Source organism: Nonomuraea coxensis DSM 45129 (assembly GCF_019397265.1).
In the GTDB taxonomy this organism is placed as follows: domain Bacteria; phylum Actinomycetota; class Actinomycetes; order Streptosporangiales; family Streptosporangiaceae; genus Nonomuraea; species Nonomuraea coxensis.
Genome location: NZ_CP068985.1, coordinates 5,014,965 through 5,034,686 on the forward strand (window position 1 = coordinate 5,014,965; position 19,722 = coordinate 5,034,686).

Genomic DNA, 19,722 nt, shown 5'->3' on the forward strand with positions numbered 1-19,722 from the left:
CTGCGCGCGTCGGTCGCCGGCGACCGCTACGCCGCCGCCGTCGTCATCGACCGGCCCACGACCGGCCCGATCACCGTCGAGATCGGGGTGACCTCCGGCGACGCCTACACGGTGGCGGTGTCGGCGGTCATGACCGGCATGGGTCACGCCACGTCGGAGCTGCCCGCCCGCGCGACGGCGCCGGGCCGCTTCGTCGCCGAGGGCGAGCTGTTCCTGATGAGCGGCACGTGGGAGGTGTCGCTGCGGGTCAACGGCGCGGCGGGCGAGGAGACCCTGGTCGTGAACGCGCTCGTCACCGGCTGAGCCCTCCGGCGGTCCGGCTCGGTCGACCCGGCGCGCAGGCCGGCCGGCAGCCGGGCCGGGTCGAGCCCGTCGCGCCGGGCGATCAGGCGGCCCAGCTCGTGGCGGCTCACCGCGTCGGCGCCGGCCACGTGGTGGACGCCGGCGAGGGTGGACGCGGCCAGCTCCAGCAGGGCCGCGGCGAGGTCGCGGACGTGCACGGGGCAGCGTACGTCGTCGGTGAACAGCACCCCGGCCGCCCGGCCCGTGGCCAGCGCGTGCACCAGGGCCTCCTGGGGCGAGCCGCCGTCGCCGATGATCAGGGACGTGCGGACGACCGCCGCCGCCGGGTGGATGGCCCGCACGGCCACCTCGGCCGCCGCCTTGGCCGCGCCGTACGGGGAGATCGGGTCGGGCTCGGCGTCCTCGGCGTAGGTGACCGCGCGGCCCGAGAAGACGGCGTCGCTCGACACGTGGACCAGGCGGGCCCCCTCGCCGGGACGGCTGAAGCAGGTGGCGGCCACCTGGTGACCGGCAGCCGCGGCCTGCCGGACGAGCTCGCCGCCGGGGAACCCGCCGCCGCCGATGACGGTGACCCTCAAGCCCGGCCCCCCTTGGTCCGCGGGTGGCCTCGGTCCCGGCGAGCGCGCGGGCGGACGGCGGCGGGCCCGATCCGCCTGGCCCTCCCCCGCCGTCGCCCGTCGTCCGGGCCGGCCGGCTGGTGCCATGATGATCCCCTTTCGGTAGGTTCGAACCGATCAACGTGTTCGTCATCCGGAGGGATCCCGTGACCGTTCCTCAGCTGACCGGCGTGCATCCGGCGTGGCTGCCGCCGGAGGCGTTCCTGGCGATCGGCTCTCGGCAGGTCCTCGTGCTGGGCGAGGGCGCGCTGGTGGACACGGTCCGCGAGGAGGTCGCGGCGGCCCAGGCCCGCCACGGCGGCGGGCGGGTCGGCTGTGTGCTCGCCCTGGCCGGTGCGGAGGGCCTGCCGGAGGTGGCGCGGGCGGTCGCGGCCGAGGCCGGGTCCACCGGCGCGGAGGGGTATGCCCTGGCCCGCCGCGACGGTGTCACCGTCGTCGTCGCCGACGCCCCCGCCGGGCTGTTGTACGGGCTGTTCCACCTGGTGCGCCTGGGCGAGGCGGCCTTCGCGGCCGGGGAGCGGCCGGTCGAGCGGCACGCGCCCGCCGCGGCCCGGCGCATGCTCGACCACTGGGACAACATCGCCGTGCACCCCGTGATGGGCCAGGTCGAGCGCGGGTACGCGGGCGGCTCGCTCTTCTGGCGGGACGGGGAGCTGCGCGAGGACCTGACGCGGGTGCGGGCCTACGCCCGGCTGCTGGCCGCCGCCGGGATCAACGCCGTCGCGATCAACAACGTCAACGTGCACGCCACCGAGGCCCGCCTGCTCACCGACCGCCTCGGCGAGGTGGCCGCCGTCGCCGCCGAGCTGCGCCCGTACGGGATCCGGGCGCACGTGTCGGTGAGCTTCGCCTCTCCCGTCGTCCTCGGCGGCCTGCCCACCGCCGACCCGCTGGACGAGGAGGTGCGCCGCTGGTGGGCGGCCGCCGCCGGGCGGGTGTACGCGGCGGTGCCGGACTTCGGCGGGTTCGTGGTCAAGGCGGACTCCGAGGGGCAGCCGGGGCCGTTCGCGTACGGGCGCAGCCACGCCGACGGCGCGGGCGTCCTCGCCGCCGCGCTGGCCCCGTACGGCGGGGTGGTGCACTGGCGGGCGTTCGTCTACGACCACCGTCAGGACTGGCGTGACCGCTCCACCGACCGCGCCCGCGCCGCCTGCGACCACTTCGCCCCGCTCGACGGGCGGTTCGCGCAGAACGTGATCCTCCAGGTGAAGCACGGCCCGATGGACTTCCAGCCGCGCGAACCGGTGTCGCCGGTGATCGCCGCCATGCCGGCCACGAAGCTGGCGGTGGAGCTCCAGGTGACGCAGGAGTACACCGGCCAGCAGCGGCACGTGTGCTACCTGGCGCCGATGTGGAGCGAGCTGCTGGCCTTCCGCCCCTGGGGTGACGGAGGGCGGACCGTCGCCGACGTGGCGGCCGGCGGGGGCGGGCTGGTCGCCGTCTCGAACGCGGGCGGTGACCCCTACTGGACCGGCCATCCCCTGGCCCAGGCCAACCTGTACGCCTTCGGCCGGCTCGCCTGGGACCCCCGCCTGGACCCGGCGGCGATCCTCGACGAGTGGGCGGACCTGACGTTCCCCGGGACGGCGGCAGGGCTGCGCGGCACGCTGCACGCGATCATGGACGGGTCGTGGCGGACGTACGAGCGGTACACGGCCCCGCTGGGCGTCGGCTTCATGGTCCGCCCCGGCCACCACTACGGCCCGGACGTGGACGGCTACGAGTACACCCCGTGGGGCACCTACCACTTCGCCGACCGCGACGGCGTCGGCGTGGACCGCACGCGGGCCACGGGCACCGGCTTCACCGGCCAGTACCCGCGGCCGTGGGCCGACGTCTACGAGTCACTGGAGCGGTGCCCGGACGAGCTGCTGCTCTTCTTCCACCGCGTCCCGTACGGGCACGTGCTGCGTGGCGGCTCGACGGTGATCCAGCACATCTACGACACGCACTTCGCGGGGGTCGAGGAGGTGTCGGCGATGCGGGCGCACTGGGACAAGCTGGACGGCTCGGGCCTGGTGGACCCGGCGTACCACGCCCGCGTCGCGGAGCTGCTGGCCGAGCAGCAGCGCTCCGCCGAGGAGTGGCGCGACCAGGTCAACACCTACTTCTTCCGCAAGTCGGGCGTGCCGGACGCGCACGGCCGGCGCATCCACTGAGGTTCAGGCGGTGAACCGCTCCTCGACCTCGGCGGTCACCGGCCGGCTGTTCCTGAGCAGCGCGGCGGCGAACGCCGAGGCCAGCAGCGCCGTCAGCAGCTCGGTGCCGACCATGGTGACGCCGGCGGCCACGACCAGCAGGGACGTGTTCGCGAGCGCCGCCTTGGGATGGCGCAGCAGGAAGTAGGAGGCGAGGCGGGCCACGTCCACCGCGCGGAAGGCGAACAGCGAGGTGATCACCAGCGCGTTGCCGGCCCAGAGCAGGCCGCCGAGTGCGACGAGCACCAGCAGTCCCGCCCACCAGCGGGGCACCCCGGCGGCGGCGAAGTTGGCCAGGGTGGTGCCGACGACCGCCAGGCCGGCCAGCCAGGGCGCCCAGATCTTGAGCGCCCCGGCGGCGTTGGCCCGGTAGCCGCGCCAGAACGCCGCCGCCGGGCGCAGGTCGGCGAGGTCCCGGCCGCGCCGGCGCAGCGCGTACAGGGCGGCCGACAGCGCGGGGCCGAGCGGCAGCGCGCAGAGCGCCGCCAGCGGCACGTTTCCGGCGTCGCCGCCGAGCAGGGTCAGCGCGGCCAGGCCCGGCGCGACGGCGAGCAGGAACATGGCCTCGACGACCATCAGGGTGTAGATGAGCGCGGCGGCGCGGGAGAGCGGCCCCTCTCCGAAGCGCGATCCGGCCGCCGCTCCGCCCGGCCGGGTGCTCATGGCGCTCAGCCGTGCTCCTTCTTGAACCGGTCGTAGGCGGTGTTGACCAGGTTCACGTAGGAGGTCATGTTCTTGCCCTCCAGCTCCTTGACGTAGGCGTCCCACTCGCCGAGGTCGCGCTCGCCGAGGATGAACTTGAGCGTCTGCTGGGTGACGTAGTCCTTCAGCGGGGTCTCCCAGAGCGTCGCCTGCTCGCGCTCCTCCTCGTTGAACGGGTGCGGCGGCTCGATGGGCCACGCCTTGCGGGCGTTCATCACCTTCTGGAACTCCAGCTCCTCCGCCGAGAAGGTGGAGTTGAGCAGCGCCGTGGTGCCGCCGTAGGCGAACACGCCGTTGGAGAAGCCGAAGTCCTTCTGCAGGTGCTTGGGCGCGCCGGCGTTGAGCCCGACGAAGTCGACGTCCTTGGCGAGCTGGTACGCGCCGGAGCCGTCCTTCGTGTAGGTGACGCCCTCGACGCCCCACTTGGCGAACTCCTGGCCCTGGTCGGAGTACCAGAGCCAGTCGACGAACTGCATCATGGCGACGAAGTTCTTGTTCTCCAGCGCCTTCTTGGAGATCATCACGCCGTTCTCCAGGCGGGTGCCGATCTTGTACTCGCCGACGGGGCCCATCGGGACCGGAATCTTGGCCATCTTGGCCTCGGGGACGAGCTTGGTCAGCGTCGGCCGGTGGTCGTTGATGATCGTCTGGGCGTTGGCGCTGATGACGAACGACTTGCCGGAGTTGAACTTCTGCTTGGCCTGCTCGTCCTGCTGGGTGAAGCTCTCCGGGTCGAGCAGCTTCTCCTTCACCAGCTTGGCGAGGTACTCGATCATCTGCTTGTACTGCGGCATCGCGCCGGTGTAGACGAACTTGCCGCTCGCGGTGTCGAAGGTCGCGTGCTGGTACTCCCAGCCGCCCTTGGTGCCGTACGCCTGGGCGACGAGCTTGAGCAGGTTGCCGCCCGGCGTCGGCACGCCCCAGCGGTCGGTCATCGGATAGAGGTCGGGATACTCCGCCTTCATCGCCTTCAGCACGGTGTAGAGGTCGTCCCAGGTCTTGGGGACCTCCAGCTTCAGCTTCTCCAGGATGTCGGTCCTGACGGCCAGCGTGTAGTCGACCCAGACCTCCTCGTGCAGGCCCGGCAGCAGGTAGATGCGGCCGTCGGCCTGGCGCAGGGTGTCCAGGTCGGGGGCCATGTTCCACTTGGCGATCTTGTCCTTGAGGTTGGGCATGAGATCGAAGTAGTCGCTGACCGGCAGGATCGCGCCCGAGGCGACGAACGCCTCCTCCTGCGGGTGGTAGGTCTTCGGGATGATGAGCGGGGCCTGGCCGGAGCCCACGAGCAGGCCGCGCTTCTTCTCGTAGTCGCTGAGCGGCACCTCCACCGGCTTCAGCGTCACGTTCGTGCGCTTGGTGAGCTCCTGCCAGAGCAGCCAGTCGTTCTTGTTCGGGTAGAACGAGTGGTTGTTGTAGAGCACGTCGAACGAGATCGGCTCGGTCGCCTTGAACTGCTGGTTCACGCCGTAGTTGGCCATCGCGGCGGCCCTGTTGCCTGACACGTCGGCGGCCTTCTTCGGTGCCTCGTCCTCGCCGCAGCCGGCGAGCACGAGCGTGAACGCGCCCAGTCCGATGATCGCCTGACGCCGTGAGATGTCGCGCATGGGGGGAGATTCCTTTGGTGACGGAGGGACGTTACGGAGGAGCTCAGCCCTTGACGGCGCCGAGCATGACGCCGGAGACGAAGTACCTCTGGACGAAGGGGTAGACCGCCAGGATCGGCAGCACGGTGAGCATGATCGTCACGGCCTGGATGTTGGCGGCGGCGGCCGACGCCTCGGCGATCCCCGCGCCCGCGGCCTCCGCGCCGGTCGCGCCGGCGATGAGGTTGCGCAGGTAGATGGTCACCGGGAACAGGTCGCCGTCGTTCAGGTAGAGGAACGCCGTGAACCAGGAGTTCCAGAACGAGACCGCGTAGAACAGCACCATGGTCGCGATGACCGCCTTGGACAGCGGCAGCACGATCCGCCACAGGACGCCGTAGGTGTTGAGGCCGTCGATGGCGGCGGCCTCCTCCAGGTCCCGTGGCAGGCCCTCGAAGAACGTCTTCATGACCAGGAGGTTGAAGACGCTGATGGCGTTCGGCAGGACGACGGACCAGATCGTGTCGGTCAGGCCGAGACTGTTGACCAGCACGTAGTTCGGGATCAGACCGCCGGAGAAGATCATGGTGAAGACCGCGACCCAGATGAGGAAGGTGCGGCCCTTCAGGTGCTTCTTCGACAGCACGTACGCGTAGCAGGTCGTGAGGACCATCGCGATCGCGGTCGCCACGACCGTGTAGACCACCGTGTTGCGGTAGTTCGTCCAGAACATCGGGTCCGACACGACCAGCTTGTACGTCTCGATGTTGAACCCGCGCGGGACGAGGTTGACCTGGCCCCCGACGATGTAGCGCTCCTCGCTGAACGAGCGCGCCACGATGTTGACGAACGGGTACAGCGTCACGATCACCACGCCGGTCAGGATGACGGCGTTGATCCCCTGGAAGACGCGGTAGCCGCGGGTGCGGTCCATGGTCACCACAGGCTCGTCCCTACTGCTCGGCGGGAGATCAGGTTCGCCGACACGATCAGCACCACGCCGACCAGCGCCTCGAACAGGCCGATCGCCGCGGCGTAGCTGAGGTTGCTGGACTCCACGCCCATCCGGTACAGGAACGTGGTGATGACGTCGGCCGTCGGGTACGTCAGCGGGTTGTACAGCAGCAGCACCTTCTCGAAGCCGATGGTCATGAAGGTGCCGATGTTGAGGATCAGCAGCGTGACGGCCGTGGGCCGGATGCCGGGCAGGGTGACGTGCCAGATCTGCCGCCACCGGCCGGCGCCGTCCATGCGGGCGGCCTCGTAGAGCTGCTCGTCGATGGTGGTCAGCGCGGCCAGGTAGAGGATGGTCCCCCAGCCGACCGTCTGCCAGACCTCCGACGAGACGAAGATCGTGCGGAACCACTCCGGTTTCTGGATGAACGCGGTCGGCTCGCCGCCGAGGGCCTTGACGAGCTGGTTGACCGGCCCGTCCACGGCGACGAGCTGCATGACCAGGCCGGCCACGATCACCACGGACAGGAAGTGCGGCAGGTACGACACCGACTGCAGGAAGCGCTTGATCCTGCGGTTGCGCACCTCGTTGAGCAGCAGCGCCAGCACGATCGGCAGCGGGAAGCAGAACAGCAGGGTGAGCGCGCCGAGGATGAGGGTGTTGGTGAAGACGTTCCAGAACGAGGGGTCGGCGAGGAACATCTTCACGTAGCGGAGGCCCACCCAGGTCTCGCCGAACAGGCTGCCGCCGGGCTCGTACTTGCGGAAGGCGATGACGTTGCCGAGCATCGGCACGTACCGGAAGATCACGAAGAAGGCCAGGGGCAGCAGCGCCAGCGTGTAGAGCTGCCAGTCACGGCCCAGGGCGCGCCGCCAGGGGCCGGGCCCGGGGCGGGTTTCCCGATCTTTGGGAAGCGTTTTCCCAACGGGGTCGGGAAAGCCGGTCCCAGGCTTCTGGACCAGCACCGGAGACGGCCCGGTGTCGTCGAATGGTTCCTGACCCCTCATGCCATCCTTCAATCAACCGAAACTTTCGCGGTGATCCGTTAATATTGCGGCAACTTAGGGGGCCGGTTTGACGTGTGTCAAGAGGGCGGAGGGCTACCGGGTTGCGGCCCGAGTTGTTGGCGTTCACGCGGGTCACAGCGCCAATAGGGATCGCCGATGACGGCAATTTGCCGGAAAGTTTCCGGAAACAGCGACCGGTCGGCTCCGTGACAACTTGCCGTCCGGATCCCGACCCCGGAGGCCAAGAAATCGGACGGGCACCGTCCGTTGACGCGGTGGGGCCCGGACCTTACGTTGAGGAGGCACCACGGTTGATCTCCCACCCCTCCCGGCTCCCGCAGTGAGGTGCGTCCATGGCCCTTGACGAGGCGACGACCCAGTTCCTTCTGCAGATGGGCGACACCGGCGTCAAGCCGCTCCACGAGATGACGCCCGGCGAGGCACGGCTGACGTTCGCCGCGCTCCGCGACCTCTACGGGCCCGGCCCGGAGATGCTGCGCGTCGAGGAGGCCGTGATAGGCGGCGAGGACGGCGGCTCGTTCGGCGCGCGCGTCCTGGTCCCGTCGGCGACGCCGCGCGGCGTGCTCGTCTACTACCACGGCGGCGGCTGGGTGATCGGCGGCCTCGACGAGTTCGACACCCTGGGCCGGCAGCTCGCCGCCCGCACCGGCTGCACCGTCGCGCTGGTGGACTACCGGCTCGCCCCCGAGCACCGCTACCCCACGGCCGCCCGCGACGCCTACGCCGCCCTGACCTGGACCGCCGCCACGTACCCCGGTCTGCCGATCATGGTGGCGGGCGACAGCGCGGGCGGCAACCTCGCCGCGGTGGCCGCCCGGCGCGCCCGCGACGAGGGCGGGCCGGAGATCCTGCTGCAGGTGCTGGTCTACCCGGTGACGGACTGCGACCTGGACAACGCCTCCTACACCGACCCGGCCAACCAGCTCATGCTGAGCCGTGACTCGATGGTGTGGTTCTGGGACCACTACGCGCCCGACCCCGCCGACCGCGTCAACCCGGACGCCTCGCCGCTGCGCGCCGCCGACCTGTCCGGGCTGCCGCCCGCGGTCGTGCTGACCGCCGAGCACGACGTGCTGCGCGACGAGGGCGAGGCGTACGCCGAGCGGCTGCGGGCGGCCGGGGTGCCGGTGGAGTCGCGGCGCTTCGAGGGTCAGATGCACGCCTTCTTCACCCTGGTCAACGTGCTGCCCGGCAGCGCGGAGGCCGTGACCATGGTGAGCGAGGCGATCAACGGACGACTGGCGTGACCCCGCCCGGGCCGGTGCTCAGCCGCAGTGCTCGAACGGGCTGTCGTAGGCGGACGAGCCGGCCTTGCCGCCCCACTTGACGCACTTGCCCGCCGCGGCGGCCCGGACCGGGCCGGCGTAGTAGGCGAAGTCGCCGCTGTCGGTCACCCGCGTCTTGCCCTGCACCTCCAGGTAGGCGCTGGTCGCGGTCGCGGTGCCGAGCGAGGTCTTCTTCAGCGTGGCCACGCAGTTGTAACCGTTGCCCGAGTTGTAGAGCAGATGGACGGTGCCCGCCGTGCCGAGCGCCGCCGAGTCGATCACCTTGTAACCGGCGCCGCAGACCTCCTCGGGGGTGTGCGGGTTGCTGCTGGAGCAACCGTTCTTGGAGGTCACGGTCGCGGTCGGGTAGCCGAAGGTGGTCCCGCCGAAGACGGCCTTGCGGATGTTGCCGGGGTAGCCCTCGCCCTCGCGGACCTCGTAGTGGAGGTGGGGGCTGATGTTGTTGCCCGGCTTGCTGGTGTTGCCCACCGTGCCGACCTTCTGGCCCTGCTTCACCTGCGCGCCGGCGCTGACCGAGCGCACGTTCAGGTGGGCGTAGTACGTCGTCCAGCCACCGCCGTGGTCGATCTTGACCAGGTTGCCGTAGCCGTTGGTGGAGCCCTGGTGGGCCGAGATCACGACGGTGCCCGCGGCGGCGGCCACGACGGTGTCGCCGAGGTCGGCGTCCGCGGTGCCGCCGCGGTTGAAGTCGATCTCGTACGAGCGGTGGGCGCTGCTGTTGCTGGAGTTGCCGGTCCACGTCTGGCCGCAGGGGAACGGAAGCTGGAAGCTCGGCGCGGCCAGGGTGGACACCTCGGGGACCTTCACCTGGTTGGGCGGGTCGTTCGGGTCCGGGGCCTTGGAGGGGGTCGCGGAGGGGCTCGTGCTCGCCGCCGGGGTCGGCGCGGCCGAGGCGGTCTGGCCGCCGATGAGCCCGGCAAGCAGGACAAAGCCCACCGTAAGTACCCGCGTGGGTCTCATACGGATCCTTTCTGGATCAGCTGGTGCTGCGCTTCTGCTGGCGACCAAGATTGCGGGTCCGGCATACAGAGAACCTCCAAAATCGGTATAAAGACCGAACCGGCATGAACGACGACCCGACGTACAGGCGCTCCGGCGCCACCGGAGGAGCAGGTGCGTTCGTAGTGGTTGACCAGCCGAACTTCGGCGTCCTGGGGCCCCTGCTGGTCCGCAGCGGGGACCAGCCGCTGCGCGTCGCGGGTCGCAAGCCCCGGCTGCTGCTGGCCTCGCTGCTGCTGGAGGCCAACCAGATCGTCGGCTCGGACGCGCTCATCGAGGTGCTGTGGCCGGCGCGGGCGCCGTCGTCGGCGGTGGCGAACCTGCGGACGTACGTCAGCGCCCTGCGCGGCCCCGTCGCCGCGGCCGGCGGCCGGATCGTCACCCACCCCTCCGGGTACGCGGTGGAGCCGGCCGCCGGGCAGCTCGACATGCTGCTGTTCGAGGAGCTCGCCGGGCGGGCGCGGGCGGCCGGGCACGCCGGGGAGGCGGCCGGGCACCTGCGCGACGCGCTGGCGCTGTGGCGCGGCGCGCCGCTGTCCGACCTGCCCGCCAGCCCGGTGTGGGACGGGCGGCTGCGCGCCCTGGCGCAGGCCCGGCTCGCCGCCGTCGAGGAGCTGGCGGAGGCGAAACTGGCCCGCGAGGAGTACGCGGCGGCCGTGGACGACCTGCGGGAGCTGATCGGCGAGCATCCGTACCGGGAGGATCTGTGGCAGCGGCTCATCGTCGCGCTGCACCGCGGCGGGCGGCGGGCCGAGGCGCTGCACGCCTACGCCGAGATCCGGCGGCAGCTCGTGGACGACCTCGGCATCGAGCCGGGGCCGGACCTGCGCGCCGCCCACGCCGCCGTGCTCGCCGACGAGAGGCCGGGCCGGCTCGGCTACCGGCCGCCCGTGCCGCAGCAGCTCCCCGCCGACGTGCCCGACTTCACCGGCCGCGGCGCCGACGCCACCACCCTGACCCGTCTCCTCACCGGCCCCCCGGCCCGGCCGGGCGGGGATCGGCCGCCGGTGGTGGCTGTGGTCACCGGGCCGCCGGGGGTCGGCAAGACGGCGCTCGCCGTGCACTGCGCGCACGCCGTCCGCGACGCCTACCCCGAGGGCCGGCTCCACCTGTCGCTGGGCGGCACGGCCGAGACCCCGGCCGCCCCCGCCGACCTGCTGGCCGAGGCGCTGCGCTCGCTGGGCGTGGCGGAGAGCGCGCTGCCCGCCTCCGCGCACGAGCGGGCCACGCTCTACCGTTCCCTGCTCGCCGGCCGCCCCGTACTGGTCCTCCTGGACGACGCCGCCGACGCGGCCCAGGTGCGCCCCCTGTTACCCGGCAGCGGCTGCGCCGTGCTGGTGACCAGCCGCCGCCGCATCACCGAGCTGCCCGGCGCCGTCCTGCTGGAGCTGGACGCGCTCACCCCCGCCGAGGGCGGCGAGCTGCTGGCCAGGATCGCCGGGGCCGGCCGGGTGGCGGCCGAGCCGGAGGAGGCGCGGGCGATCGTCGCCGCCTGCGGCGGGCTGCCGCTGGCGCTCCGCGTCGCCGGGGCGCGGCTGGCCGCCCGTCCCGGCCGGCCGCTGCGGGAGCTGCGGCGGCGGCTCGACGACGAGAGCACCCGGCTGGACGAGCTGCGCGCCGGCGACCTGGAGGTACGCGCCTGCGTCGAGCTCAGCTACCGCCGCCTGCCCGGCGAGGCCGCCCTGGCGCTGCGGGCGCTCGGCCTGCTCGGGCCGGGGACCGTGCCGGGCTGGGTGGCCGGCGCCGTGCTCGGCCGGCACGGCGGCGACGCCGTCGTGGACACGCTCGTGGACGTCAGCCTGCTCCGCCTGGCCGGCACCGATCCCCTGGGCCAGCCCCGCTACCGGCTGCCCGACCTGGTGCGCTGCACCGCCAGGGAGCGCGCGGACGGCGAGGCCGAGCGCCAGGCCCTGACGCGGGTGCTGGGCGGCTGGACGAGCGCCGCCGAGCACGCCGCGGCCCGCCTGCCGACCACCCTGTTCAGCGTGCCTGCCGGAGCCGCTCCCCGGTGGCGGCCGGACGACGAGCTGCTGGGCCGCCTCACCGCCGACCCGCTGACCTGGTTCGACGCCGAGCGGGAGGCGCTGGTCGAGGCCGTACGCCTGGCCGCGGCCCACGGCCACGCGCAGGCCGCGTGGGGGCTGGCCGCGACCCTCGTCCCCTACTTCGACCTGCACTGCCGGCTGGAGGAGTGGCGGCTCACCCACCGGATCGCGCTGGACAGCGCCGCCGCCGCGGGAGACCGGCGCGGCGAGGCCGCGATGCTGCGCGGCCTCGCCCAGGTCAGCCTCTACCAGGACCGCTACGCCGAGGCGGCCGGCATGCTGCGCCGCGCCCGGGTGATCTTCCGCGAGCTGGGCGACGCCCGCGGCGAGGCGATCTCGATCTGCGGGCTCGGCGCCGCCGACGAGTTCTCCGGCCGGCACCGGCGGGCGCTCGGCTGGTTCCGGCACGCGCTGGCCATGTTCCTGGCCGAGGGCGACGCGGACGGGGAGGCGTACGCGCGGCAGGCGATCGGCCGGGTCCACCTGTCGCTGCAGGACCTCGGGCAGGCGTCCCGCTGGCTCGGCGAGGCGCTGCGGCTGGCCGGCGAGCTGGGCGACGACCATCGTGAGGGGTGCGTGTCCGTGCAGCTCGGCCGCCTGCACACGCTCACCGCCGAACCCGACGAGGCGATGCGGTTCCAGGGGCGGGCGCTGGACATCTTCGAGACGCTGGGCGACCGGCACTGCGGCGCGTACGCGCTGCGCGGCCTCGGCGGGCTGCACGCGGCGCGCGGCGACCGCTCGCACGGCACGGCCGAGCTGCAACGCTCGCTGGAGATCTTCCAGCAGCTCGGCGACCGCAGCGGCGAGGCGGACGCCTTCCAGGCGCTCGGCGAGCTGTACCGGGCGGCCGGCCGGCCCATGCTGGCCGCCCACTACCTGCACCGTGCCGTGGAGCTGCGCAGCCGGCTCCGCGCCGGAGCCCCGGCGGCGGGCTGACGGAGCGCCGCCGCCGGGCGCCGGGGTCAGCGGCGGACGCCGACGGCCTCCAGGTAGTCGCCGGCCGCCAGCAGCGTCCCGTCGCCGGACCGGTTGAAGGCGACCGGCACCCCGGCCAGCTCGGCGGCGAAACTGCGCCGGGTGTCCTCGTCGAGCGTGCCCGCCATCCGGTGGATCGGCCCGTAGTAGGCGATGAACCAGTCGGCGAAGTGCTCGGGCGAGTGGAAGGCGAACTCGAACGTGCGGACGGTGAGCGCGGTCCATTCGATCCCGCCGCCGAACAGCTCACGCAGCCGCTCCGGCGTGCCCCACAGCATGGGCGAGCGGACCTGCGGCGGGGGCGGGGCGTACTTGCCGATCGTCCGGAACATCTCGCCCACCAGCCCGTCGGGCGTCCAGGACGCCAGCGCGACCGTGCCGCCAGGACGGGTCACGCGCAGCAGCTCGGCGGCGGCCCGCTCCTGGTCGGGCGCGAACATCACGCCTACGGTGCTGAGCGAGACGTCGAAGGCGGCGTCGGGGAACGGCAGCGCCTCGGCGTCCCCTTCGGCGAACACCACCTCCAGCCGCTCGGCCGCGGCCCGCTTGCGCCCCTGCTCCAGCAGGGCGGGCACGTAGTCCACGCCGGTCGCCTCGGCGAAGCGCCGGGCTCCGGCGAGGGCGGCGTTGCCCTGCCCGCAGGCCACGTCGAGCACGCGCTGCCCGGCGCGTACGCCCGCCGCCTCCACGAGCCGTTCGGCCATCGGCTGCAGGGTCACGCCGACGCGGGCGTAGTCGCCGGACTCCCAGGCGAGCCGCTGGCGTTCCTTCACTTCGGCCAGTGCGTTGCCGGCGGTCGGGTGCGGTGTCGTCCCCATAAGTTTCCTTCCCGGTGTGGTGCGAGATCTTCCGGGGGGAGGGCGTTCCATCCCGTTCCATGCTGGAGGAGCAGGCTCTCTCCTCAGCCTCCCGGGCGCAGCGACGTGAAGGCGCGGACCTGCTCGGTGATGGCGCGCTCGGTCGGCAGCCGCTCCACCGACGAGGCCCCGAAGAAGCCGGCCACCCCCTCGGTACGCGCCAGCACGTACGCGGCGTCCTCCGGCTCGGCGATGGGCCCGCCGTGGCAGAGCACCAGCACGTCGGGGCGGACCGCGACGGCGGCGTCCCGCATGGCCTGCACCCGCTCGGCGGCCTCGTCCAGGCTCAGCGCGGTGCCGGCGCCGATGCTGCCCTTGGTGGTCAGCCCGACGTGCGGCACCAGCACGTCGGCCCCGGCCTCGGTCATGGCCCGCGCCTGCTCCTCGTCGAAGACGTAGGGGGCGGTGAGCAGGTCGCGCTCGCGGGCCAGCCGGATCAGCTCGACCTCCAGGCCGAAGCCCATGCCGGTCTCCTCCAGGTTCTGCCGGAAGGTGCCGTCGTACAGGCCGACGGTCGGGAAGTTCTGCACGCCGGTGAAGCCCATGGCCTTGAGCTGGTCGAGGAAGTACGGCATGACCCGGAACGGGTCGGTTCCGCACACCCCGGCCAGCACCGGCGTGTCCCGGACCACCGGCAGCACCTCGGCGGCCATCTCCACGACGATCTGGTTCGCGTCGCCGTACGGCAGCAGCCCGGCCAGCGAGCCCCGCCCCGCCATGCGGTAGCGGCCGGAGTTGTAGATGATGATCAGGTCGACGCCGCCGGCCTCGGCGCACTTGGCCGACAGCCCGGTGCCGGCGCCCGCGCCGATCACGGCGCGGCCGGCGGCGGCCGTCGCGCGCAGCCGGCCGAGGACGTCCTGCCGGTTCATGAGGCACCTCCGGTGATCAGCTCGTGCAGCCGGTCGGCCATGGCGCGGCCGAAGGCGGGGTCGTTGACGTGCAGGTCCAGGTCCTCGACGGCGACGGCGGAGCCGCGCAGGCCCTCCTCAAGGGCCTCGAAGCAGGCCGCGTCGGCCTCGGGGCCGGCGAACGCGCCGCCGGGCGCGTCGAGCGCGGACACCCCGCGCCGGGGCAGGAACAGCGCGGCGGGGCCGCGCGCCCGGCGCAGCTTGGCGGCCACGCGGCGGCCGAGTTCGCGCATCTCCTCGGGCGTGGTGCGCATCAGCGTCACGGCCGGGTTGTGCGCGTACAGCAGGCGGCCGGCGAACTCGGGGGGCACGCTGTCGCGCGGGCCGAAGTTCACCATGTCGAGCGCGCCGGGGGCGACCACCTGCGGCACGCCGTGCCGTCCGGCGGCGGTCAGCCGGTCGGGCCCGGCCGACAGCACGCCGCCCACCAGGTCGTCGGCCAGCTCGGTGGTGGTCAGGTCGAGCACCCCGGCCAGCATGCCGCTCGCGGCCAGGCCCTCCAGCGCCCGGCCGCCGGCGCCGGTGGCGTGGAAGACCAGCACCTCGTAGCCGAGCTCGGCGAGCCGATCGCGGGCGGCGTCCACGGCCGGGGTGGTGACCCCGAACATCGACGCCCCCACCAGCGGCCGGTCCGGCAGCCCGGCGGTCTGCACGGCCTTGGCGAGCTGGCGGGCCCGTGCCATGCCGGAGGCGGCGGCGGCCGCGTTGCCGAGGATGGCCCGCGAGAGCCGGTTGATCCCGGCGATGTCGACGACGCTGTACATCATCGTGACGTCCTTCGCCCCGACGTACGGCGAGACGTCCCCGGCCGCCATCGTCGAGACGATGAGCTTGGGCAGCCCGATCGGCAGGTCGCGGACCGCCCGCGCGGCGATCGACGAGCCGCCGCTGCCGCCCACCGCCAGCACGGCGTCCACGCGGCCGTCGGCCTGCAGCTCGTCGAGGACCGCGGCCGCGCCCTCCCCCATCGCGGCGACGGCCGCGCCCCGGTCGCCGGCCTCCCGCAGCGCCCGCAGGTCGGCGCCCGCCGCCTCGGCGACCCGGGCGGCGAGGACGTCGGCGAGCAGGGCTTCGCCGTGCTCCCCCACGCCCACGTCGATGACGACGACGTCGCTGCCCAGCTCGACGAGCCGGTTGCGCAGCCACGCGTACTCCTCGCCCTTGGTGTCGAGGGTGCCGATCAGTACGACGGACGGCATGTCCTTGCCTCACCTCACCGCTGGTCGATCCCGGGGAACCGGACGGCCCCGCTGTGATGTGCCCCGTCACCCGCGTTCCACGCCATCCGGCCGGCCCGCCCCGGTCTTGTCTCCTCCTTCCCGCGCCCGCCTGACGCGGCGTCCTACGACCGGCCGAGGCGGAGGGGCAGGCTGCGCGGGCCGCGTACCTGGCCGGCGGCCCACGTCACCCCGGCCGGGTCGGCGAGCTCGAACACCGGCATCCGCTCCAGCCACACCTCCAGCGCCACCCGCAGCTCCATCCTGGCCAGGTGGGAGCCCACGCACCGGTGGATGCCGAGGCCGAAGGCCACGTGCCGGTTGACCTTGCGGTCGAGGACGACCTCGCCCGCCTGCTCGAACTGATCGGGGTCACGGTTGGCCGCGGGGAACGACAGCAGCACCCAGTCGTCGGCCTTCATGTCCACGCCGTTCCAGTGCATGTCCTCCTTGACCAGCCGGGCCATCGTCACCGGGGCGTACACCCGCAGGAACTCCTCCATCGCGGTCGGCAGCAGACCGGGCTCGGCGACCAGCCGCTCGCGGTCGGCGGGCGTCTTCGCCAGGTGCCACAGCGACGCGCCGATCGCGCTCCAGGTCGTGTCGATGCCCGCGATGAGCAGCAGCGCCATGGTGCCGGCCACGTGGGACGGGTCGAGCTTGCGGCCGTACAGCTCGGCCTCGATGAGGTACGTCGTCAGGTCGTCGCGCGGATGGTCGAGGTGGTCGCGGATCTGGGCGAGCAGGTAGTCGAACAGCTCGTCCATCCGCTCGATCCGCTCCTCCGGCGGCAGGTTGACGCCTTCGAGCGAGCTCTCGATGAACTCGCGGAAGCGGGGCCCGTCCTCCTGCGGGAAGCCGAGCATGTCGGCGATGACGCGGACCGGGATGTGCTGGGCGTAGTCGCGGGCGGCGTCCACGACGTCGCGGCCCTCGAAGGCGTCGATGAGCTGGTGGCAGAAGGCCCGGGTGGGCTCCTCGCGCCGGGAGACGGCGGTCTTGGTGAAGGCGGGCAGCAGCAGCTTGCGGGCGTCGTGGTGGAAGGGCGGGTCGGAGGAGATCGGCGGCGTGCCGCCCACCGGGGCCAGCTCCCGTGGCGGGCGGAAGTTGCTCATGATGATCGACCGGGACGAGAAACGCTCGGTGTCGTAGGCGATGGCCGCGACGTCCTCGTAGCGGGTGGGCAGCCAGCCGCCGCCGAACCGTTCCGTGTGCGCGATGGGGCAGCGCCGGCGCAGGTCGTCCTGGATCGGGTACGGGTCCTCGACCCACTCCGGCTCCAAGTGGGAGAAATCGGTCGCCCAGTCGGAGACGGGGCCGGTGATGACCTCGTTGCGCGTGCCGAGCGGCTCGTCCTCGCGCGTCTCACGGAAGCCTTGGGTGAAGCGGTCGTCAACGGTCATGCCACGCCCTCCTAGAGGATCTCGATCGCCCGCTCGGGGCAGTTGGCCACCGCCAGGCGCGCGGTGCGCTCCTCGCCGTCCGGCACGGCGCCGTCGCCGACGACCTGGCCGTAGCCCTCGTCGTCCTCGGCGAACAGCGCGGGAGCCAGGTCGTAGCAGCGGCCGTGCCCCTGGCAGCGTTCCGGGTCGATCTTGACTTTCACTCGGGTGCTCCGCTCTCTGATGGGGTGCCGCCGGGGGCGAACGCCCGGACGACACGGGTGAGCAGCGCCGTCCACTCCTCGTCGTCGACGGCGTGCAGGTCGGGGGTGATCAGCGCGCTGCCCATGGCCAGGAGCAGGCAGAAGTGGGCCAGCGCGCCCGCCGGCAGGGCGGGGTCGAGCTCGCCGTCGTCCTGGGCGGCTCGGACCAGCCCGGCGAGCCATTCGGCGCGCTCGCCGACGTAGTCGCGCATCGGGCTGGCCATGTCCTCGTCGCGGCGGGCGGCGGTGAGGGCCTCCACGATGAGGTAACCGGGCGCGTCCCGGCGGCGCGGCAGGTTGCGGCCGAGGACCAGCAGCAGTTCGGTGGCCGTACGGTCGGGGTCGGCGGCGACCAGCCTGGCCAGCGTCTGCCGCCCGTGGGTGCGCAGCGCCGCCACGATCAGCTCGGCCTTCGAGCCGAAGTGGGCGTACAAGGCCCCGTTGCTGACGCCCGCGGCGGCGGCGATGTCGGCGACCCGCGTGCCGTCGTAACCGCGCTCGGCGAACACCTCCGCGGCGGCGAGCAGCAGCCTCTCGCGGGTTTCCGCGGCGCTCACGCCGGCGATACGACCCATGTGCGAATTAAAAGAGCGTTCATTTGTTGCGTCAAGAGGTAACCCCCTTAAGTCCCGCCCGTCGCCTGACGCGCTTGCCGATGCCAGTACGGCGCAGGGGGTGCCCGGCTTCCTGACGATGGCGGTCTCAGCCGCGTCCCATCGGTGGTGACGTTCTCCGGCTCAAGCCGGCTGAATCCCCGTCCGTGACCCGGACGACGCCTGCGAGAGCGAGACTGGGTGGATGCCGTTACCTCTGCTGATCGCGCTGCTCGTGTTCCTGGCCCTGCTCGCGCTGACGGCGCTGATGGCGTGGTCCCGCCGCCGCTCCGCCAGAAGGTTGAGCCAGGCCGTGATCGACCGCGCCGTCCGGCAGGGCACGGCTCCTGAGTTGATCTACGTGGTGAACCTGCCCGGATACCGGCCGGCCGAGCAGTCGGTGGGCGTGATCAACGACGAAGGGTTCGGTGCCTGCTACTTCGCGCGGGGCGGCAGGCAGGTGGAGATGCGGGTCGATCGGGGGGCCTACACGGGTGCCGGCGCGTTCGAGCCGGACGGCGACGGCTGGTATGCCGAGCACGAGGGCCGTCAGGAGTACGTCGCGGTGCGCGCTGAGCATCACGTCCGGCTGATCTGTCCGGCCGGGCAGGTGGACCGGGCCGTGCTGAAGAAGGCGGCGGAGGGCGCCAGGCCGGCGGTCGGCCGCAGGCCGCCCGCTCCGCCGTCGCCCTCTTCGCCGCCGCCCCCTTCGCCACCGCCCGGCCCGGTCAAGCGCGGCGACATGCCCAGGAACGGTGACGGCGCCCCCGTCCAGCGCAGAGGCCCCGGCGGCTGAGACCTGGGCCGCCGCATCCAGACACACGTCCTTACTCGCCGGCGAGCAGCGTCTCGGCGACGGCCGTACGGGCGTAGAGCACGTATCTCCCCGTGCGGTGCGCGCTGGCCAGCCCGGCTCTGCGGAGAGCGGTGAGGTGCTGGTTCGCGCCCGGTTCCGACAGGTCGAGGCGGGCGGCCAGTTCCTTGGTCGAGGCGGGCTGGTCGAGTTCGGCCAGCAGCCGGGTACGGGTCCGGCCGAGCACGGCGGCCAGCGCCTGTGGCGGGTCGCTCTCGCGGCGCTCCCAGAGCGTCGCGACGCCGCGCGGGGGGTAACGGATCGTGGGCTGCCAGGGCGGGGCCGTGATGGAGAAGACGCGCGGCCAGGTGAACACCGACGGCACGAGCAACAGTCCCAGGCCGCCCAGCGGGCGCACCCCTTCGCAGACCGTCTTGGGCAGGCGCAGCGTCTCTCCCTCCCATGTCACGGCGGGGTCGAGGTCGCTGAGCATGCGCCGCAGGCCGCCCTCGGCCAGCAACCTGGCGCGGTAGAGCACATCGCCTTCGAGCAGGGCCCGTACGCGCGGCCAGTAGGGCGCGATGGCCGCTTCCCAGTAGCCGCGGATCTCCTCGGCCAGCCGTTCGAGGCCGCCCACGGGGTCGGCGTACAGCTCTTGGAGCGCCCGGGTGCGCGGACCGTCCCAGACGTCGAAACCCTCCTGAACCAGGGGTGCCATCGCCGCCATTCCGGCCAGCTCGACCTCCAGGTCGGGCACGGAGGTCGAGGGCGGCGGACAGACGAAGCCGACGATGGAGGTCGTCGGCACCGGCACCAGGTCGGACAGCAACCGCCAGTCGGCGTCGGCGAGCCGCCGCCGCACGCGTTCGGCCCAGGGCTTGAGCACGGCGTGCGCGGCCGGGTTCTTCACCACCCGCACGCTGGCGACGACCTCCCACAGAGGAGAAACCGCGAAACGGACATTGGCCGCGTCCTGTGCGGTGAACGTCAGCTCAAGGCCCATCCGATTCGT

General features: G+C 72.8%; 17 protein-coding genes. 4 read left to right on the forward strand and 13 right to left on the reverse strand.

Going from position 1 to position 19,722, the window contains the following annotated elements; translation table 11 throughout:
- Nucleotides 1–143 precede the first annotated feature (143 nt).
- Nucleotides 144–881: a sugar nucleotide-binding protein gene (locus tag Nocox_RS23660; RefSeq protein ID WP_020540322.1), complete on the reverse strand. Its 738-nt coding sequence runs from the start codon at nucleotides 879–881 to the stop codon at nucleotides 144–146.
- 185 nt (nucleotides 882–1,066) lie between these two features.
- Here Nocox_RS23660 and Nocox_RS23665 point away from each other — a divergent pair, with 185 nt between their 5' ends.
- Nucleotides 1,067–3,079, forward strand: a complete 2,013-nt coding sequence (locus Nocox_RS23665; protein ID WP_026213752.1) for an alpha-glucuronidase — start codon at nucleotides 1,067–1,069, stop codon at nucleotides 3,077–3,079.
- Between the two features lie 3 nt (nucleotides 3,080–3,082).
- Here Nocox_RS23665 and Nocox_RS23670 read toward each other — a convergent pair whose 3' ends face one another.
- The 4 genes from Nocox_RS23670 to Nocox_RS23685 are packed head-to-tail and all read right to left on the reverse strand — an operon-like array spanning nucleotide 3,083 to nucleotide 7,365.
- Nucleotides 3,083–3,781 (reverse strand): YesL family protein, encoded by a 699-nt coding sequence (locus Nocox_RS23670; RefSeq protein WP_020540320.1) that lies wholly within the window; start codon nucleotides 3,779–3,781, stop codon nucleotides 3,083–3,085.
- 5 nt (nucleotides 3,782–3,786) lie between these two features.
- Nucleotides 3,787–5,424, reverse strand: a complete 1,638-nt coding sequence (locus Nocox_RS23675; RefSeq protein ID WP_020540319.1) for an ABC transporter substrate-binding protein — start codon at nucleotides 5,422–5,424, stop codon at nucleotides 3,787–3,789.
- A gap of 43 nt (nucleotides 5,425–5,467) precedes the next feature.
- Nucleotides 5,468–6,337, reverse strand: a complete 870-nt coding sequence (locus Nocox_RS23680) for a carbohydrate ABC transporter permease (protein ID WP_033407830.1) — start codon at nucleotides 6,335–6,337, stop codon at nucleotides 5,468–5,470.
- 2 nt (nucleotides 6,338–6,339) lie between these two features.
- The gene (locus Nocox_RS23685; protein WP_084685191.1) at nucleotides 6,340–7,365 is read right to left on the reverse strand and encodes an ABC transporter permease; all 1,026 of its coding nucleotides are present in this window, start codon (nucleotides 7,363–7,365) and stop codon (nucleotides 6,340–6,342) included.
- 353 nt (nucleotides 7,366–7,718) lie between these two features.
- On the opposite strand from Nocox_RS23685, the gene Nocox_RS23690 reads away from it, so the two are divergent.
- Nucleotides 7,719–8,633 (forward strand): alpha/beta hydrolase, encoded by a 915-nt coding sequence (locus Nocox_RS23690; protein WP_020540316.1) that lies wholly within the window; start codon nucleotides 7,719–7,721, stop codon nucleotides 8,631–8,633.
- Nucleotides 8,634–8,651: 18 nt separating this feature from the next.
- On the opposite strand, the gene Nocox_RS23695 is transcribed toward Nocox_RS23690, so the two are convergent.
- Complete coding sequence (locus Nocox_RS23695) at nucleotides 8,652–9,608, reverse strand: M23 family metallopeptidase (protein WP_020540315.1); 957 nt, start codon at nucleotides 9,606–9,608, stop codon at nucleotides 8,652–8,654.
- A 188-nt stretch (nucleotides 9,609–9,796) separates the two neighbouring features.
- Between Nocox_RS23695 and Nocox_RS23700 the strand changes: the two genes are divergently transcribed.
- Entirely contained in the window at nucleotides 9,797–12,655 is a 2,859-nt protein-coding gene (locus Nocox_RS23700; RefSeq protein WP_020540314.1) for an AfsR/SARP family transcriptional regulator, read from the forward strand.
- Between the two features lie 26 nt (nucleotides 12,656–12,681).
- Here Nocox_RS23700 and Nocox_RS23705 read toward each other — a convergent pair whose 3' ends face one another.
- The 6 genes from Nocox_RS23705 to Nocox_RS23730 form a co-directional block, all read right to left on the reverse strand.
- Nucleotides 12,682–13,512 (reverse strand): class I SAM-dependent methyltransferase, encoded by an 831-nt coding sequence (locus tag Nocox_RS23705; RefSeq protein ID WP_020540313.1) that lies wholly within the window; start codon nucleotides 13,510–13,512, stop codon nucleotides 12,682–12,684.
- Nucleotides 13,513–13,595: 83 nt separating this feature from the next.
- The gene (locus Nocox_RS23710; RefSeq protein WP_020540312.1) at nucleotides 13,596–14,423 is read right to left on the reverse strand and encodes a phosphoenolpyruvate hydrolase family protein; all 828 of its coding nucleotides are present in this window, start codon (nucleotides 14,421–14,423) and stop codon (nucleotides 13,596–13,598) included.
- Entirely contained in the window at nucleotides 14,420–15,661 is a 1,242-nt protein-coding gene (locus tag Nocox_RS23715) for a Tm-1-like ATP-binding domain-containing protein (protein ID WP_020540311.1), read from the reverse strand. Before Nocox_RS23715 ends, Nocox_RS23710 begins: the two co-directional genes overlap by 4 nt.
- Nucleotides 15,662–15,804: 143 nt before the next feature.
- Entirely contained in the window at nucleotides 15,805–17,082 is a 1,278-nt protein-coding gene (locus tag Nocox_RS23720; RefSeq protein ID WP_020540310.1) for a cytochrome P450, read from the reverse strand.
- Nucleotides 17,083–17,093: 11 nt separating this feature from the next.
- Nucleotides 17,094–17,285 carry a ferredoxin gene (locus Nocox_RS23725; RefSeq protein ID WP_020540309.1) on the reverse strand — a complete coding sequence of 64 codons (192 nt, stop codon included), beginning with the start codon at nucleotides 17,283–17,285 and terminating at the stop codon, nucleotides 17,094–17,096.
- A complete protein-coding gene (locus tag Nocox_RS23730; RefSeq protein WP_020540308.1) occupies nucleotides 17,282–17,899 on the reverse strand; it encodes a TetR/AcrR family transcriptional regulator in 618 nt (205 codons plus the stop codon). Before Nocox_RS23730 ends, Nocox_RS23725 begins: the two co-directional genes overlap by 4 nt.
- Before the next feature lie 223 nt (nucleotides 17,900–18,122).
- Between Nocox_RS23730 and Nocox_RS23735 the strand changes: the two genes are divergently transcribed.
- The gene (locus Nocox_RS23735; RefSeq protein ID WP_020540307.1) at nucleotides 18,123–18,713 is read left to right on the forward strand and encodes a hypothetical protein; all 591 of its coding nucleotides are present in this window, start codon (nucleotides 18,123–18,125) and stop codon (nucleotides 18,711–18,713) included.
- Between the two features lie 31 nt (nucleotides 18,714–18,744).
- Here the strand turns inward: Nocox_RS23735 and Nocox_RS23740 are convergent, their stop codons facing one another.
- Entirely contained in the window at nucleotides 18,745–19,713 is a 969-nt protein-coding gene (locus Nocox_RS23740) for an ArsR/SmtB family transcription factor (RefSeq protein WP_020540306.1), read from the reverse strand.
- Nucleotides 19,714–19,722: the final 9 nt, after the last annotated feature.

Bases quoted from the DNA above. Each gene is read 5' to 3' on its own strand.
- Nocox_RS23740 (WP_020540306.1), bottom strand. From the start codon at position 19,713: ATGGGCCTTGAGCTGACGTTCACCGCACAGGACGCGGCCAATGTCCGT.
- Nocox_RS23685 (WP_084685191.1), bottom strand. From the start codon at position 7,365: ATGAGGGGTCAGGAACCATTCGACGACACCGGGCCGTCTCCGGTGCTG.
- Nocox_RS23735 (WP_020540307.1), top strand. From the start codon at position 18,123: ATGCCGTTACCTCTGCTGATCGCGCTGCTCGTGTTCCTGGCCCTGCTC.
- Nocox_RS23690 (WP_020540316.1), top strand. From the start codon at position 7,719: ATGGCCCTTGACGAGGCGACGACCCAGTTCCTTCTGCAGATGGGCGAC.
- Nocox_RS23710 (WP_020540312.1), bottom strand. From the start codon at position 14,423: ATGAACCGGCAGGACGTCCTCGGCCGGCTGCGCGCGACGGCCGCCGCC.
- Nocox_RS23715 (WP_020540311.1), bottom strand. From the start codon at position 15,661: ATGCCGTCCGTCGTACTGATCGGCACCCTCGACACCAAGGGCGAGGAG.
- Nocox_RS23730 (WP_020540308.1), bottom strand. From the start codon at position 17,899: ATGGGTCGTATCGCCGGCGTGAGCGCCGCGGAAACCCGCGAGAGGCTG.
- Nocox_RS23680 (WP_033407830.1), bottom strand. From the start codon at position 6,337: ATGGACCGCACCCGCGGCTACCGCGTCTTCCAGGGGATCAACGCCGTC.
- Nocox_RS23720 (WP_020540310.1), bottom strand. From the start codon at position 17,082: ATGACCGTTGACGACCGCTTCACCCAAGGCTTCCGTGAGACGCGCGAG.
- Nocox_RS23675 (WP_020540319.1), bottom strand. From the start codon at position 5,424: ATGCGCGACATCTCACGGCGTCAGGCGATCATCGGACTGGGCGCGTTC.
- Nocox_RS23705 (WP_020540313.1), bottom strand. From the start codon at position 13,512: ATGGGGACGACACCGCACCCGACCGCCGGCAACGCACTGGCCGAAGTG.
- Nocox_RS23670 (WP_020540320.1), bottom strand. From the start codon at position 3,781: ATGAGCACCCGGCCGGGCGGAGCGGCGGCCGGATCGCGCTTCGGAGAG.